The sequence below is a fragment of the Cupriavidus sp. TMH.W2 genome, from assembly GCF_050847365.1.
Classification (GTDB): domain Bacteria; phylum Pseudomonadota; class Gammaproteobacteria; order Burkholderiales; family Burkholderiaceae; genus Cupriavidus.
Genome location: NZ_CP193793.1, coordinates 503,333 through 517,322 on the forward strand (window position 1 = coordinate 503,333; position 13,990 = coordinate 517,322).

Sequence of the window (13,990 nt, forward strand, 5' to 3'; positions counted from 1 at the left end):
GGGCTGCCGGCTCCTGTAAGATCGGGGGTCGTTGAGGATTCCCGATACTGATTTCGCCTGCCATGAAAGCCGCCGACCGCCGCCGCGCCATTCTCGAACTCGTGCTCTCGGGCGAGGTCGCCAATGTCGAACAGTTGACCGGCAGCCTCGGGGTTTCCGTGGCCACGGTGCGCCGCGATCTGACCGCGCTGGCTCGCGAGGGTCGCATTGTGCGGACCTACGGCGGCGCCGCCGCACTGATGCAGGTGGGTGGCCACGAGCCCGAGGCTTCGATCGAGGAACGCAAGTCGCTGCAGCGTGAGCAGAAGGAATCCATTGCCCGCCTGGCGGCGAGCTTCGTGCAGGACGGCGACGCCGTGCTGCTCGACAGCGGCACCACGGCTGCTGCGCTGGCCCGGCAACTTGGGGCGCGCGAGGACCTCCATGTCTACACCACCAACCTGCTGGCCGTCACCGCGCTCACCGGCCTGCCCGGCATTCGCGTGACGCTGATCGGCGGCGACGTGCGCCCCTCCAGCATGGGCACCTTCGGTCCGTTGGCCCAGGTAACGCTGTCGCGCATCAGCGTCGACAAGGCCTTCCTTGGCGCGGACGGCGTAGTCGCAGGCGTGGGGCTGTGCGAAGCCAGCGCAGAGCAGGCCTACCTGAAGGAATGCATTATCCGCCAGGCGGCCGATCTCTTTGTGCTGGCCGACGCGACGAAGCTGGGCCGGGCACAGCAGCAGCACTGGACGCCGCTCGACCGCGCATGGACGTTGATTACCGATGCGGCAGCCACGGCCGAGCAGCTGGAACCGTTCCAGGCATTGAAGCAGGTGCGTGTGGCGGTCGCCCCCGACTAAAGCTCATGCCCTCTTAGTCAACCGCTGCACCTGTGTCCCGAACGATCCTCCCCGGTCGCGTGGTTTCGCTGCGGATCAGTGCGCCAGAACTGACATGCCCGATTCCGCTACGGCCGGCGGCCCGGCGACACAGAAGGAGAGTCGGCGATCACGGTCGGGTCCGACGGGCTGGTGGATTCACCCTCCCCGGCGGATGGATTGCCTTGATCCGGCGCCGCCGGTTTCCTTCCGGTCACCATGGACAGGATCAGGTTTTCCTTGTGCAGCCGGCTCATCAGAATCGCGGCGGCAACATGCACGCTCACCAGCGCCAGCAGCGCGTCGGCGAGGACGCCATGGAGGTCCTTGGGCCAGTCTTCGCCCCAGAACAGATCCAGTCTCGACATCCAGCCGGTGGCGGCAAGTGAAAGGATGAGGATCCACAGCACGAGCATCATCAGCGCGCCAAGTGGATTATGGCCAAGGTAGCGGGGCGGATGCCCGGCAACGGCGGCCCTGACATACGCAACAACGCTGCTGCTGCCGGGAAGCCATTCGCGGAAGTTCCCGGCGCCGCTGCCCACCATGCCCCAGGCCACGCGGACCAGCACCAGGCACGCGGCCGTGTAGCCAAGGTTGCGGTGCAGCGGGCCGCCGGAATCCTCGTACAGGTCCCACAGCACCAGTGCCGCCACGCCCCAGTGCGTGATGCGGACGATGGGGTCCCAGACCTGGACAGACTGGCGCGAAGGCTTCATGACGCGGCGGCGGGGAGGTGCGGCATTACTTCTGGATTTCCGCCTTGACTATGTCCAGTGTCTTGGTATCGAAGTAGATTTCCGCCTTTTTCCCCTCCTTGGTCGTGCCGTAGATCTCGTAGCAATTCCCGTCGGTCTTGAACTTCTTGATGTTGTAGCCCTGCGCTTCAATCCTGGCGCGGGCGTCGCTTTCCTTCATCCATTCGCTCTTGGGGTGCGCGGGACATTTCGCGCTGGCCAGCGCGGAACCGGACACCAGGGCCATTGCCATCAGCACGCCAATTCTAAGCATGAACGTCTCCGTATCGTGGGAGACATCAGCATAGTGCACCCGATAATGATTCGCAATCAGCGGCAGCACTAGTTCTTTGAAGCCACCGGACGGGGCCGAACATTTTGGTTCAGACGAAAGAAGTTGTCTGGGTCGTATTTGTTCTTGATATCGACCAGCCTCTGGTAGTTCTCCCCATAGGCGGCCCGTACCCTGTCATCTCCCTCCTCGCCCAGCGGCAATGTATCAGCGCTCGATGACCGGCGCGTGCACGGGAGCCAGCGATTCGTGCGTGGTTGCCGTGCGTTGCGCGGCCTTGTGGACCATGGTATAGGCATAGTCGATCCCCATGCCATAGGCGCCCGAGTGCTCCTTGGCCACGGCCATCACCTCGTCGTACGTTTCGCGGTTCTTCCAGTCGCGTTGCCATTCCAGCATGACCTGTTGCCAGGTCACGGGCACCACGCCTGCCTGGACCATGCGCTGCATGGCGTAGTCATGCGCTTCCCTGGTCGTGCCGCCCGAGGCGTCGGCCACCATATAGATCTCGTAGTTGCCTTCGAGCATCGCGCTCAGCGCGAACGTGGTGTTGCAGACCTCGGTCCAGAGGCCGGCGACGATCACCTTCTTGCGGCCGTTGGCGGCCAGCGCGTCGCGCACCTTCTGGTCGTCCCACGAATTCATCGAGCTGCGTTCGAGCGTCTGCTTGCCCGGGAACACGTCAAGCAGTTCGGGGTAGGTATAGCCCGAAAACGAGTCAGACTCGACCGTGGTGATGGTGGTCGGGATGTCGAAGATCTTGGCCGCCTTGGCCAGGCCGACTACGTTGTTCTTCATGGTCTGGCGGTCCATCGACTGCACGCCGAAGGCCATCTGCGGCTGGTGGTCGATGATGATGAGCTGGCTGTTGCGCGGGGTCAGGACTTCAAGCTTGGCGTTCGACATGGTGTTCTCCAGTGGAAATAGATTCAATTATTTTGAGTCTCTGTCTGGCGGTGCTGTTTTCGCTTTGTTGCGATGTAGCGCCGTCCATGTGCAGAACTATAGCGAGGGATAGTGCACGAGCAGCCAATTCGGATTGTAGATATTATTCAAAAAATTTGATGAAATTGTGGTTGTGCGAGGCCGCCCGGCCCGCGTACGCGAACATCAAGCACCAGGCAGCATGGTGGATCCGGGAACGTGCAGGCCAGGGGATCGCCGGCCGATTCGGGCTAGCTCGCCCCCCTTCGTGACAAGCACAGCATCCTTCCGATAGACCTCCGGGAACATCGCCTTCAGGTTGGCGATCTTCGGCAGGTCATTGATGACGATGTACGGATGGGTGGGATTCTTGACCAGGAAGTCCTGGTGATAGTCCTCGGCGGCATAGAAGCCCTTGTAGGCCTCTATGCGGGTCACGATGGGCACCCGATATGACCTGGCGCCGTCGAGCTGGGCGATATACGCCTGGGCAATGGACCGCTGCTCCGGCGTCAGCGGGAAGATCGCCGAGCGATACTGGGTGCCGTGGTCGGGACCCTGGTAGTTCAGTTGCGTAGGATCGTGCGCGACCGAAAAGAAGATCTGCAGCAGCTTGCCGTAGCTGATCTGCGCGGGGTCGTAGCGGATCTCGACCGATTCGGCGTGACCGGTCGAGCCGGTGCCCACCCGTTCATATTGCGCGGTGCTCGCCGCGCCGCCGGCGTAGCCGGATGTCACGCGCGTCACGCCGCGCACATGCTCGAACACGCCTTGCACGCCCCAGAAGCAGCCGCCCGCGAAGACCGCGGTCTGGCTGCGGCTGGCGCCCGGCCTTTCGTCGACGCTTGCGGCGGGGAGCTTCACTGCGGCTTCGGCGGATAGCACTGGCCTGGCGACGCCGGCAACCAGTGCCGCCAGCAGCGCCAGGCCCGCAAGCCTGGCGGTGGTGGGGCGGGTCCAGCGTTGCAGCATTGCGATGACTTTCATGGTTGGCCTCTCTGGAAGTGTTTGATTCAGCCGAATGTAAAGGCATAGGCCTGTACGCCGGCATCGAGGAATTCGATAGTGAAGGTCCGGTCGCGGATGTCGCTGCCCTGGCGGACCAGTTGATAGAGGCGTTGCGCCGTCACCATGCCGCTGCCATCGGCAGCCACGTCGGTGCCGTGCGAAGTGCCCGGGGCCTTGCCGTCGATCGCCACACGAAAACGCACTGGCTTGCCATCCGGCGACGGGCCGAGCACGAGGTGCAGGTCGCGCGCGTGGAAGCGATAAACGATGCGGCCACCCGCGCGCTCCAGGGTTGCCTCTTCCTCGCCGACTTTCCAGTTGCCGGCCAGGCCCCATTGATTGAGTGCAAGCTCGGCGGGCGCGCTGTATTCCTTCGGCTGATCCTGCCTGGCACCGCCGGCGGAAACGAAGTTCTCCGCGCGCGCATAGCCGACATAGGTCTCCGGTGAGCGCATGGCGTCCTTGTCGGCGGCCATTTCCACACCCTGTGCCGTTGTCATTTGACGGATGGCATTGGCATCCGGATTGGCCTCGGGCATCGCCACCTTGGCCACCGCCGGGTGCCCGGCTTCCGCCAGCAACTGGCGGATCACGGCCTCCGACTTTTCGTACTCGCCTTCGCCGAAGTGATGGAAACGCACGCGTCCCTGCGCGTCGATGAAATAGTGTGCCGGCCAGTAGTTGTTGCCGAACGCGCGCCAGATCGCGTAGTTGTTGTCGATCGCGACCGGATAGGTCACGCCGAGGTCGCGCACCGCCTTGCGGACGTTGTCGATATTGCGCTCGAAGGCGAATTCGGGCGCATGCACGCCGACCACGACCAGGCCCTGGTCACGATACTTCTCGGCCCAGGCCTTCACATAGGGCAGGGTGCGCAGGCAGTTGACGCACGAGTAGGTCCAGAAATCGACCAGTACGACCTTGCCACGCAGCGCTTCGGCACTGAGCGGCGGCGAGTTGAGCCATTGCACCGCGCCGTCGAGGCCTGGGAAGCGGCCTTCCACCGGCAGGGCGGCCGGGTGGTCCGCGGCGCGCAGCATCATCGAGCCATCTTGTGCGGGCTTTCCGGACATGGTGGTCGGTTCCGCCTGCATGGCGATAGTGCCGCCTTCGCCCCTGGGCGAGAGCTGGTCGACCAGCCGCTGTTCGAGGCCGCCCGTGGCCACCGTCGAGATCCGCGTCAGCACGCCGGTATCCAGGCCCAGCGCAATCGCGCCGACGCCGGCCAGCATCGCCGCGCCGATGCCGCGCCGTATCCATTCGCCGGCACCGAGCGAGCGCTTCATGGCGGCAAACACGCGCCCCCCGACCAGCAGGGCGATGGCCAGCGAGGTTGCCGCACCGGCTGCATACGCCAGCAGCAGCAGGGTGGTGCCGAAGCTCGCGCCCTGCAGCGCCGCGCCGGTCAGCACAAGGCCCAGGATCGGGCCGGCGCACGGGGCCCACAGCAAGCCCGTGGCGATGCCAAGCAGGAAGGACGAGGCGGGGCGGCTGGTGCGGCCGTCGGTCTGGGCGAAATTCGACAGGCGGCTGCCGGCATCGACCAGCGGGCGTGTCAGCCGCTCGGCCAGCCCCGGCAGCAGCAGTGTCAGGCCGAACACGGCCAGCAGCGCGATTGCCAGCCAGCGTCCGTACTGGTTGGCCTGGGCGACCCAGCTGCCGCCCACGGCGGCCAGCGTGGCCACGCCGGCAAAGGTAACGCCCATCCCGGCCAGCAGCGGCAGGCCACTGCGCACGAAGGGCTGGTCGGCGCGCGCGAAGACAAAGGGCAGGACTGGCAGGATGCAGGGGCTCAGGATCGTGAGCGCCCCGCCAAGGTAGGAAAGAATCAGGAGCAGCATGGCGATGGGTCCGTGCAGTGGGTCGGATCAGGCAGAAGCCGGGCGGAAGGTCATGGCCACGCCGTTCATGCAGTAGCGCAGGCCGGTCGGCTTGGGGCCATCGTCGAACACATGGCCCAGGTGGCCGCCGCAGCGGTGGCAATGCACAGCCCTGCGCACCATGCCGAAGGAGCGGTCGTCCGTGGTGCCCACGGCATTGGCCAGGGGCGCCCAGAAGCTTGGCCAGCCGGTGCCGCTGTCGAACTTGGTGGCCGACGAGAACAGCGCGAGCTGGCAGCCCGCGCACGAAAAGATGCCCTTGCGATGCTCGTCGTTAAGCGGGCTGCTGAAGGGCCGTTCCGTGCCTTCCTGGCGCAACACGGCATACTGGCTCGGGCTGAGCCTCCTGCGCCATTCGGCGTCGGTCAGCGTAAATTCGAAGGTTTCGGGTGGCTTCGCCGTGGCTTTGCCGTCTTCGCCGGCCAGGGACGCGGCGTTCAGCAGCCGCCAGCCACCCACGGCGGCCAGCGCCGCGGTCAGCGTGCCGCCGGATAACAGGAAGCGTCTCGTGATGCGCATGGTGAACCCCAGACTGGAAGTGATATCCGGATGGTAGGCGCCTGCCGGTATCCGAGTCCTCGCCAAACCTTAAACAATTCGTGATAACTGCGCTGGCAGATTTCTGCACAATAGAGCCAACTCCGAGCCACCACTGCGCCATGGACCGCCCCAAACGCATCCTTCTCGTCGAGGACGACGTCGGCATTGCCAACGTCCTCGCCATCCATCTGCGCGATGAGCGCTACGAGGTCGTCCATAGTGCGGACGGCGCGGAAGGACTGCGGCTGCTGGAGCAGGGCGGTTGGGATGCCCTGGTGCTGGATCTGATGCTGCCGGGCGTGGACGGCCTGGAGATCTGCCGCCGCGCGCGCGCCATGACGCGCTACACGCCCATCATCATCACCAGTGCGCGTTCCAGCGAGGTCCATCGCGTGCTCGGGCTCGAACTCGGTGCCGACGACTACCTTGCCAAGCCGTTTTCGATGCTGGAACTGGTGGCGCGGGTCAAGGCGCTGCTGCGCCGCGCCGACGCGATGGCGCGCGACGTGCGGGCCGATGTCGGCAGCCTCGAACTGGCAGGCCTGAGCGTCGACCCACTCGCCCGCGAGGCCGTGGTCGATGGCAGGCGGCTCGACCTCACCCCGCGCGAGTTCGACCTGCTGTACTTCTTTGCGCGCAATCCCGGCAAGGTGTTCTCGCGCATGGACCTGCTCAACGCGGTCTGGGGCTACCAGCACGAAGGCTACGAGCACACCGTCAACACCCATATCAACCGGCTGCGCACCAAGATCGAGGCCGATCCCGCCCAGCCGAGGCGCATCCTGACAGTCTGGCGCCGCGGCTATCGCTTCGTCGCCGATCCTCACGCCGGCGAGGCTGCCGACACCGGAGCGGCATCGTGAACCTTTCCCTGACCCAGAAGCTGGCGGCCGTCTTCGCGGCCTTGTTGCTGGCCTGCTGCGGCGCCTCGGCGTGGCTGCAGGTGCGTGCCAATGCGATGCACGAGAAAGAGGTGGTCCAGGATATCTCGCGTGGACTGGCCGCCTACGTCGCGCGCACGGCATTGCGCGAAGACCAGAGCGCGCTCGAACCGGTGGCGCTGCGCAGGCTGTTTGGCGAGTTGATGGTGGTCAATCCAAGTGTCGAGGTCTATTTGCTCGATGACCAGGGGCGTATCCACGGCCATGACGCGCCGGCCGGCCATCTGGTGCGGGACCGCGTCGACCTGGCACCCGTGAAGCAGTTGATTGGCGGTGGCGCATTGCCGATCCTCGGCGACGATCCGCGCAGCGCGTCGGCGCGCAAGGTGTTCAGTGCCGCGCCATTGCAGCAGGGGGGCTACATCTATGTGGTGCTGCAGGGCGAGGCGCATGACAAGCTGGCCGCGCAGGCGTCGCGCAATGCAGTGATGCGGACGACGTTGTGGTCGATGGCGCTGGTGGCTGCGCTCGGCCTGGCTGCCGGACTTGCCGCGTTCGCCCTGATCACACGCCCGTTAAAGCGCCTGACGCTGCGGATCAGCCAGTTCGACTCGGGCGATGGGCACGTGGACCGCGCCGAACGTCCGCCGGAGTCTACGTCACGCGACGAGATTGCCGCGCTGGATGCCGCCTTCTCCCAGATGTCCGGCCGCATCGACGCGCAGTGGCGCGCGCTCGCGCAGCAGGACCAGGAGCGGCGCGACATGGTTGCCAATATTTCGCACGACCTGCGTACGCCGCTGACCTCACTGCACGGCTATCTGGAAACGCTGTCGCTGAAGGCCGACGTGCTCAGCAGAGAGGATCGCCAGCGCTATCTGGACATTGCCCTGGCCCAGAGCGCTAAAGTCGGCAGACTGGCACAGTCGCTGTTTGAACTTGCGCGCCTCGAACACGGCATGGTGCAGGCGGCGCCGGAGGACTTTTCAATGGTGGACCTGGCCCAGGACGTGCTCGAGAAGTTCGCCTTGCCGGCCGAGGCCAAGCAGCTTCAGTTGCGCGCCGGGGTGCCGCCGGCCTTGCCCGCTGTCAGGGCCGATCTCGGGATGATCGAGCGCGTGCTGACCAATCTGCTCGACAACGCCATCCGCCATACCCCGGCCGGCGGCACCGTGGAGGTGGACCTGGCCGCTCAGGACGGAAAAGTGGCAGTCACGGTCAGCGATACCGGCCCTGGCATACCGCCTGCCTTGCGCGAGTCGATCTTCCAGCGTCCGTTCCCGTCGGGTAGCGCCCATCGTGGCGGGGGCCTCGGACTCCTGATCGTGCAGCGCATGCTGCAACTCAACGGCAGCCAGGTGCGACTGGTCGACAGCCCGGTGGGAACCACGCTTTGCTTCGTCCTGCCGGCCGCATCCCAAGGGTCTGGGCTTGCGCTTCGTGCCGTTAACCTGTGAGTCATTACCCATGCGCGGGCAGCCGACCGCGGAACAGGCAGTAGTCGCGACCGCGAACCGGTCTGGACTCTGCAGGCGCATTTGCCACTGTTTCTCAAGGCGCGCTAATGCGCGCCGCTTAATGAAACGGTCTGACGCCAGTCAGCCAGCCGTGCAACAGGAGAGCGAAAAGCGCCCAGGCGGCAAGTCCGGCGACCAGCGCGATGATGTCGCCCCGCAGCATTCCGGCACTGGCACCCGCCGTCGCCGCCTCGCCACGGCCCAGCGCCGACACGAAATCCGCGGCCGCCCAGATTAGAAAAGCACCGAAGAGCACCAGATCCGCCAGCACGCCGTTAGCCAGCAGGTGTGCGATGGCCCAAACCAGCACGCCGGCAACCATGGGATGGCGCACTACCGTGCGGATGCGACTGGGCGGCGCGTACGCCGCCGCCACCAGGACAAAGGCCAGCGCCGTCAGCAGGCCCGCCGCGTGAGGCGCCCACGCCGGCGGCGTCCATAATTCCACGGGCTGCGCCCGCGCCAGCCCGTAGCCGTAAATGACCAGCACCAGACCGACAAGCGAAGCCAGCGCGTAAAGGCCCTTCCAGCGCCGCTCCCCGCGGCGGGCGATCTGTGCCTCGCGCCATGGCGCCGCAACGATACGGACCGAGTGCACGCCCAGGAAAATCAGCAATCCCAACAACAATACGGTCATCCTGATGCCTCCGATGTTGCCTTCCTCGTGGATGAGCCAATACCCTGGCCCTAGCTCTTGTGTACGACTTCGAACGAGTATCCGTCCGGATCGAATACATCAGCCGCGTAGTATCCCGGATGGTATTCAAGCCGTGTGCGAGGCGGGATGTTCTCCCGTGCACGGTGGCAGATGGCGAGTTGTTAATGCGCTTGCTATTCCTCGTCCGGGCAGCCTGGCGCGATCATGAATCCTCGTTTCCTGTGAAATCGCCATGCGACAGCTCGACAGGTGTGCCGTGAGGCGTGCGATGCGCGGCGTGGTGCCAGGCTTCGCGGTAGCGCGCCTGCGTCTCTGTGCTCGCGACGCCTTTACTTGCCATCAGGTGCTCGAGCGTGGCAAGCCAGTGCAGGTAGTAGGTCTCGCCGGTATCTGGGTCGCCGGCAAGCTGCGCGCGCCTGATCTCTTCTGCCAGCGTTGCTGCCCATTCGCGCCAGGTGTAGAGGCCCTGCTGGTGCAAGACCAGGGCCAGAGCAAAAGCCTGTGCCTCCCACGGCTCGCGGAACACCGGGCCTTCCTGGTCATGGGGAACGCCCGGTACGGCCTCGGCAGCATCACGCGCTGCGGCTGGATCGACCTTCATTTCACGCTGATTCGAGGTAGGGCTCAAATGCCTCGATCGAAACGGTGAGCGTGGCGTCGGTGTCCGCTCCCCAGAGTTCGCGGCCTTCGAAGACGACTGTGTAGAGCCACTGTGGGTCTTCTCCCGCGCCTGTCACGACGGAGTCCGGAAAGACATGGCAACCCCGGATCGCCTCGATCGTTCCTTCACGGCCGCGTGCGTATCGTGGCAAGCGCGTGTGCGTGGGCGGGTTGATGTTCTTCGTGCGCACTCGCTCGCCCGGTTTAAACCTGGCCGGCTTCTTCGGCGGGCGAGCGAAAGAGCCTCGAGTGAATGCGTGTTCGATGTCGTTTGTCGTCATGACCCGTTCGACGGGCTTGCCCGGATGCAGGGCATGCCCTGCGGCGATTTCATCGGCGCCGATCAGCCCTCGTTCGACGGCGTTGCGCTCGATTCCCAATGCCCATCTTTCGTAGTAGGACACCGAGAGGTACACCTCGGCAGGCAGCCGCTCCTGCGCGTCGCGAGACATGTCGATGTTCCAGGCGCGTGTGAAACGCATGGCCCGCTGCATCGCCAGCACGCGCTCCTCCCACCGCGCGTGGAACGGGGGTTCGTCAGCCTCGGGCTGGACCGCGCCGAAGCCGTGCATGCCCCCCATGTCATGAACTCCGTTCATGGCGATGTCTCCTCGGGACGCCGGGGCAAGCCGGTGCCGATCATGCAGTCACGGGTGACGAGCCGCGCCAGGCGCTCCTCGGGCCAGCCTTCGGTGCCGGCGGGGCGGGGTGGTACCACAAGGAAGCGGGTCTCCGCGGTCGAGTCCCAGACTCGGATCTGCGCGTTTTCTGGCAGGACGACGCCGAAGTCGGCCAGCACGCCGCGAGGATCTGACAAGGCACGCGAGCGATAAGCGGCCGACCTGTACCAGACCGGTGGCAGCCCAAGCACGTCCCATGGGTAGCACGAGCACAGCGTGCAGACGACCATGTTGTGATGCCCGGGCGTGTTCTCCACCGCGACCAGATGATCGCCCACATGACTGACGACACCGAGCGCTGCGATCGCCTTTGTCGCGTCTGTCAGCAGTGCCGCCTTGAACTCGGGATCAACCCACGCCCGGGCGATTACTCTAGCCCCGATGTGAGGGCCGATCTTGGTCTGGTATCGCTCGACGATAAGGTCGAGGACGGCACGGTCGACGTACCCCTTCTCGGTCAGAATTGTCTCGAGCGCGCGCACGCGCAGCTGGATTGGCGACAGCTCGGAGTGGTTGTGCTCGTCGGGACTCATAGATGTACTCGGACCAGAGCGACAAGTGCAGTGTAGGCTAACCGGTTCGGGATCGCGAGCCTTGAACTTCCTTCTGTCCCGAAGCCCGCTTCATTCTTCGGGGTCAAGCGCGCGGCGAGTTCTGTTGAAGTGAGGCTATTGCCTCCTCACCGGTCCCCAGATTTCGAGCGTGCCCGTACCGGCCATCGGATTTTACGCCGGGCTGAAAGCATCAATTGGTGATTGACATTCACCAATTTGGCGTTACGCTATGTAATATGAAATTAGAGGCGACACCATGTCACCGCGAGTCTATCGCCAGTCGGCGCGCGCCAATGCGGTTCAGGATACCGAGCGGCAGATCGTCGACGCCTTGATCGCGCTCCTCGAAGAGCGCTGGTTCGACGAGTTCACTCTCGATGACATCGCCGCCGCTGCCGGCACCACCCGTCAAACCGTGATACGGCGTTTCGGCAGCAAGGCCGGCGTGCTCAGCGCCATGGCGGCCCAGATGGATGTCTCGATCCGGGCTCAACGCTGGAGCACGCCCGCAGAAAGCGTGGCCGACATCGTCGCGCTCCTGACGGACGATTATGAACGTACCGGCGACATCCTCGTGCGGACGCTCGGGCAGGAGGCGCGCATTCCCGAATTCGCCGCCGTCCTCGATCGCGGACGCAAAGGTCATCGCGAGTGGATCGAGGATATGTTCAGGGCCTGGCTCGACAAGCTCGACGGCCAATCCCGCGCGGATCGGTTCGCGCAGTTGCTAGCCCAGACCGATGTCTGGACTTGGCATCTGCTGCGCCGGGCCCAAGAGCATTCGGCGGCGGAGACGCGCCGGCTCATGACGCAGGCGATTGAGCGCCTGCTGCGTGAGGACGGGACGAACTGATCCGGTCTCCATGGAGAAAGGAGCACGGCTATGGCAAAGGCGACAGATGCGGGGCCGTATCTGCACATCCTGGCGGTCGGCTGGGAAGGCGGCGGCAATGTGCCGCCGACGCTCGCGGCCGTGCGTGCCCTCACCGACCGGGGCCACGACGTGCGCCTTATCGCCGACGACACGATGAGAGCCGAGGCGATCGAAGCGGGGGCTCGATTCCTGCCATGGAAGCGCGCCCCGAACCGTCCAGATCGCTCATCCGAAAGCTGTTTCGTGCGTGATTGGGAAATCGCCGATCCCTTAGCCGGCTTCCAAAGATGGTGCGAACGGATCTTCGTCGGACCCGCGCAATCCTACGCCGAGGACATTCTCGAGGCATTGGCAACGGAGCCGTGCGATATCGTTCTTGGCTCAGATCTGCTATTCGGCAGCATGCTCGCGGGCGAAATTGCGAAGGTTCCGACGGCACTGCTCGCAACCAACATCTCGCTCTGGCCTCTCCCCGGACATCCGCCGTTCGGACCGGGCTTTCAGCCTGCCCGGTCCGCGGCGGACAGAGCGAGAGACGCCGAGGTTTCGGCAATGGTCGAGCAAGTATGGGACGGCTTCCTGCCTTGCCTCAACGCCGCCCGTGCTCATTTCGGAGTCGCGCCGCTGGCCCATGTCCACGAACAGCCCTTGAGCGCCGGCCGCCATCTCCTTGCCACCAGCAGCAGCTTCGATTTTCCAACCGAGCGCCTGCCGGGCCACGTGCGCTATGTGGGGCCACTTCTGGAAATGCCGAGTTGGGCCCACGAACGCTGGGCGAGCCAGCCAGCGCACGAAATGCGGCCACTCGTGCTCGTATCGTTCAGCACCACCAATCAGGGGCAGGCCGATGTGCTCCAGAGAGTGATATCCGGTTTGGCTGGGGAGCCGGTCGAGGTGGTCGTCACCCTCGGCAAAGCGCTTGAGGGACTTCGCCTTCAGTCGTCGGCGAATGTCACAATTCTTGCCAATGCAGCGCATGACGACATCCTGCCCAACGCCCGCGCCGTCGTCACCCACGGCGGACATGGCACGATCATGCGATCGCTACGTCACGGCGTCCCCCTCGTCATTCTTCCGATGGGGCGTGATCAGAACGACAACGCCGCGCGTGTGGACTATCACGGTGCGGGCCTGCGCCTCGACCCTTCGGCACCTCCGCACATGCTCGGCGAGGCCGTACGGCGCGTCATTTCCGAGCCGGGCTTCGCCGAGCGGGCGTTGGCACTTGGGCGTGCTATTGCCGAGGAAGGCCCAGGGCCAGCGCGGCTCGTGGCAGAAATTGAGGACTTCGTACTGAAGTCTTCCCAAAAGGCCTTTTCCACCGCGTGATCGGCACGCGCAGATCGAGGCAAGAACATCGACCGGCACCACGTCAACTTCCTCCCGGCCCTGCCCGACGTCGTTGTCTCCGCACCGGCGAACGGAGGAGCCTTATGCCAATTCGGCCGTAAACAAGGATTCAGATCATCATTTGAACGAAGCGACAACCATGAAGCGCCTTCGGACAGCATTCTCCGCCGTCCTCCTTTCCGTCGCGACCGGCAGCGCACTCGGCGCGGGGGAGCTTCCTGTCGCCTCCTCCCTGCCTAAGAACGTCGTCCAGATTTCACCTGTTATTCCCGGCATGGGTGAGCATTGGGCCGATCCCAAGGATCTACCGCTCGGACCGATCTATGGTGTCTCCGAGGGGCGCGTGATCTTTCTTGAGTTCATGATCGATCGCGCCACCCTGGCGAAAGGCAAAACCCTTCACCGAACTTGCCTCCAAGGCCGGGATCAAGTTTCCGTCCGTCGATCACATGGACATCGATTGGGAGCCGAAGGGACATCACGGCTTTGAGGTGCCGCACTACGATATCCCTCTCTATTTCGTGCCGCATGCGATGCATATGGCGATCAAACCCTGATTTTGCCTGGCTGCGCGG

Annotated in this window: 16 protein-coding genes and 1 pseudogene; 6 read left to right on the forward strand and 11 right to left on the reverse strand. The window is 64.6% G+C overall.

The genetic code is table 11. The features are described from left to right. Positions 1–62 precede the first annotated feature (62 nt). Positions 63–842: a DeoR/GlpR family DNA-binding transcription regulator gene (locus tag ACREYQ_RS19850; RefSeq protein ID WP_432261890.1), complete on the forward strand. Its 780-nt coding sequence runs from the start codon at positions 63–65 to the stop codon at positions 840–842. Between the two features lie 221 nt (positions 843–1,063). Here ACREYQ_RS19850 and ACREYQ_RS19855 read toward each other — a convergent pair. The 7 genes and pseudogenes from ACREYQ_RS19855 to msrB form a co-directional block, all read right to left on the reverse strand. Further along, a pseudogene (locus tag ACREYQ_RS19855) lies at positions 1,064–1,579 on the reverse strand (cytochrome b/b6 domain-containing protein); the annotation flags it as partial. Between the two features lie 25 nt (positions 1,580–1,604). Beyond that, positions 1,605–1,871, reverse strand: a complete 267-nt coding sequence (locus ACREYQ_RS19860; protein ID WP_432261891.1) for a PepSY domain-containing protein — start codon at positions 1,869–1,871, stop codon at positions 1,605–1,607. A 68-nt stretch (positions 1,872–1,939) separates the two neighbouring features. Next, positions 1,940–2,206, reverse strand: coding sequence for a BBE domain-containing protein (locus ACREYQ_RS19865; protein WP_432261892.1), 267 nt, complete (start codon positions 2,204–2,206; stop codon positions 1,940–1,942). Next, the gene (locus tag ACREYQ_RS19870; RefSeq protein ID WP_432261893.1) at positions 2,097–2,795 is read right to left on the reverse strand and encodes a hydrolase; all 699 of its coding nucleotides are present in this window, start codon (positions 2,793–2,795) and stop codon (positions 2,097–2,099) included. Before ACREYQ_RS19870 ends, ACREYQ_RS19865 begins: the two co-directional genes overlap by 110 nt. Positions 2,796–2,999: 204 nt before the next feature. Then, complete coding sequence (gene msrA / locus ACREYQ_RS19875) at positions 3,000–3,800, reverse strand: peptide-methionine (S)-S-oxide reductase MsrA (RefSeq protein WP_432261894.1); 801 nt, start codon at positions 3,798–3,800, stop codon at positions 3,000–3,002. Between the two features lie 26 nt (positions 3,801–3,826). Then, a complete protein-coding gene (locus ACREYQ_RS19880) occupies positions 3,827–5,662 on the reverse strand; it encodes a cytochrome c biogenesis protein DipZ (RefSeq protein ID WP_432261895.1) in 1,836 nt (611 codons plus the stop codon). A gap of 27 nt (positions 5,663–5,689) precedes the next feature. Next, positions 5,690–6,220: a peptide-methionine (R)-S-oxide reductase MsrB gene (gene msrB / locus ACREYQ_RS19885; protein WP_432261896.1), complete on the reverse strand. Its 531-nt coding sequence runs from the start codon at positions 6,218–6,220 to the stop codon at positions 5,690–5,692. A gap of 140 nt (positions 6,221–6,360) precedes the next feature. Between msrB and ACREYQ_RS19890 the strand changes: the two genes are divergently transcribed. Both ACREYQ_RS19890 and ACREYQ_RS19895 read left to right on the forward strand, forming a co-directional pair. Then, positions 6,361–7,104, forward strand: coding sequence for a response regulator transcription factor (locus tag ACREYQ_RS19890; protein ID WP_432261897.1), 744 nt, complete (start codon positions 6,361–6,363; stop codon positions 7,102–7,104). Then, entirely contained in the window at positions 7,101–8,579 is a 1,479-nt protein-coding gene (locus tag ACREYQ_RS19895; protein WP_432261898.1) for a HAMP domain-containing sensor histidine kinase, read from the forward strand. Before ACREYQ_RS19890 ends, ACREYQ_RS19895 begins: the two co-directional genes overlap by 4 nt. 118 nt (positions 8,580–8,697) lie before the next feature. Here ACREYQ_RS19895 and ACREYQ_RS19900 read toward each other — a convergent pair whose 3' ends face one another. The 4 genes from ACREYQ_RS19900 to nthA all read right to left on the reverse strand — a co-directional run bounded on the left by ACREYQ_RS19900 (position 8,698) and on the right by nthA (position 11,170). Beyond that, positions 8,698–9,276, reverse strand: a complete 579-nt coding sequence (locus ACREYQ_RS19900) for an NnrU family protein (RefSeq protein WP_432261899.1) — start codon at positions 9,274–9,276, stop codon at positions 8,698–8,700. 223 nt (positions 9,277–9,499) lie between these two features. Continuing rightward, on the reverse strand, positions 9,500–9,898 hold the full coding sequence (locus ACREYQ_RS19905; protein ID WP_432261900.1) for a nitrile hydratase accessory protein: 399 nt from the start codon (positions 9,896–9,898) through the stop codon (positions 9,500–9,502). A 1-nt stretch (position 9,899) separates the two neighbouring features. Beyond that, positions 9,900–10,556, reverse strand: a complete 657-nt coding sequence (gene nthB, locus ACREYQ_RS19910; protein ID WP_432261901.1) for a nitrile hydratase subunit beta — start codon at positions 10,554–10,556, stop codon at positions 9,900–9,902. Further along, the gene (gene nthA, locus ACREYQ_RS19915; protein WP_432261902.1) at positions 10,553–11,170 is read right to left on the reverse strand and encodes a nitrile hydratase subunit alpha; all 618 of its coding nucleotides are present in this window, start codon (positions 11,168–11,170) and stop codon (positions 10,553–10,555) included. Before nthA ends, nthB begins: the two co-directional genes overlap by 4 nt. Positions 11,171–11,447: 277 nt before the next feature. Between nthA and ACREYQ_RS19920 the strand changes: the two genes are divergently transcribed. The 3 genes from ACREYQ_RS19920 (at position 11,448) to ACREYQ_RS19930 (ending at position 13,905) form a co-directional block, all read left to right on the forward strand. After that, positions 11,448–12,044, forward strand: a complete 597-nt coding sequence (locus ACREYQ_RS19920) for a TetR/AcrR family transcriptional regulator (protein ID WP_432261903.1) — start codon at positions 11,448–11,450, stop codon at positions 12,042–12,044. Between the two features lie 30 nt (positions 12,045–12,074). Further along, complete coding sequence (locus ACREYQ_RS19925) at positions 12,075–13,394, forward strand: nucleotide disphospho-sugar-binding domain-containing protein (protein ID WP_432261904.1); 1,320 nt, start codon at positions 12,075–12,077, stop codon at positions 13,392–13,394. A 160-nt stretch (positions 13,395–13,554) separates the two neighbouring features. After that, on the forward strand, positions 13,555–13,905 hold the full coding sequence (locus ACREYQ_RS19930) for a hypothetical protein (RefSeq protein ID WP_432261905.1): 351 nt from the start codon (positions 13,555–13,557) through the stop codon (positions 13,903–13,905). Positions 13,906–13,990: the final 85 nt, after the last annotated feature.

What these genes read in the sequence shown, in the direction of transcription:
- ACREYQ_RS19850 (WP_432261890.1), top strand. Translation starts at nt 63, where the DNA reads ATGAAAGCCGCCGACCGCCGCCGCGCCATTCTCGAACTCGTGCTCTCG.
- ACREYQ_RS19860 (WP_432261891.1), bottom strand. Translation starts at nt 1,871, where the DNA reads ATGCTTAGAATTGGCGTGCTGATGGCAATGGCCCTGGTGTCCGGTTCC.
- ACREYQ_RS19865 (WP_432261892.1), bottom strand. Translation starts at nt 2,206, where the DNA reads ATGGCATGGGGATCGACTATGCCTATACCATGGTCCACAAGGCCGCGC.
- ACREYQ_RS19870 (WP_432261893.1), bottom strand. Translation starts at nt 2,795, where the DNA reads ATGTCGAACGCCAAGCTTGAAGTCCTGACCCCGCGCAACAGCCAGCTC.
- msrA (WP_432261894.1), bottom strand. Translation starts at nt 3,800, where the DNA reads ATGAAAGTCATCGCAATGCTGCAACGCTGGACCCGCCCCACCACCGCC.
- ACREYQ_RS19880 (WP_432261895.1), bottom strand. Translation starts at nt 5,662, where the DNA reads ATGCTGCTCCTGATTCTTTCCTACCTTGGCGGGGCGCTCACGATCCTG.
- msrB (WP_432261896.1), bottom strand. Translation starts at nt 6,220, where the DNA reads ATGCGCATCACGAGACGCTTCCTGTTATCCGGCGGCACGCTGACCGCG.
- ACREYQ_RS19890 (WP_432261897.1), top strand. Translation starts at nt 6,361, where the DNA reads ATGGACCGCCCCAAACGCATCCTTCTCGTCGAGGACGACGTCGGCATT.
- ACREYQ_RS19900 (WP_432261899.1), bottom strand. Translation starts at nt 9,276, where the DNA reads ATGACCGTATTGTTGTTGGGATTGCTGATTTTCCTGGGCGTGCACTCG.
- ACREYQ_RS19905 (WP_432261900.1), bottom strand. Translation starts at nt 9,898, where the DNA reads ATGAAGGTCGATCCAGCCGCAGCGCGTGATGCTGCCGAGGCCGTACCG.
- nthB (WP_432261901.1), bottom strand. Translation starts at nt 10,556, where the DNA reads ATGAACGGAGTTCATGACATGGGGGGCATGCACGGCTTCGGCGCGGTC.
- nthA (WP_432261902.1), bottom strand. Translation starts at nt 11,170, where the DNA reads ATGAGTCCCGACGAGCACAACCACTCCGAGCTGTCGCCAATCCAGCTG.
- ACREYQ_RS19920 (WP_432261903.1), top strand. Translation starts at nt 11,448, where the DNA reads ATGTCACCGCGAGTCTATCGCCAGTCGGCGCGCGCCAATGCGGTTCAG.
- ACREYQ_RS19925 (WP_432261904.1), top strand. Translation starts at nt 12,075, where the DNA reads ATGGCAAAGGCGACAGATGCGGGGCCGTATCTGCACATCCTGGCGGTC.
- ACREYQ_RS19930 (WP_432261905.1), top strand. Translation starts at nt 13,555, where the DNA reads ATGAAGCGCCTTCGGACAGCATTCTCCGCCGTCCTCCTTTCCGTCGCG.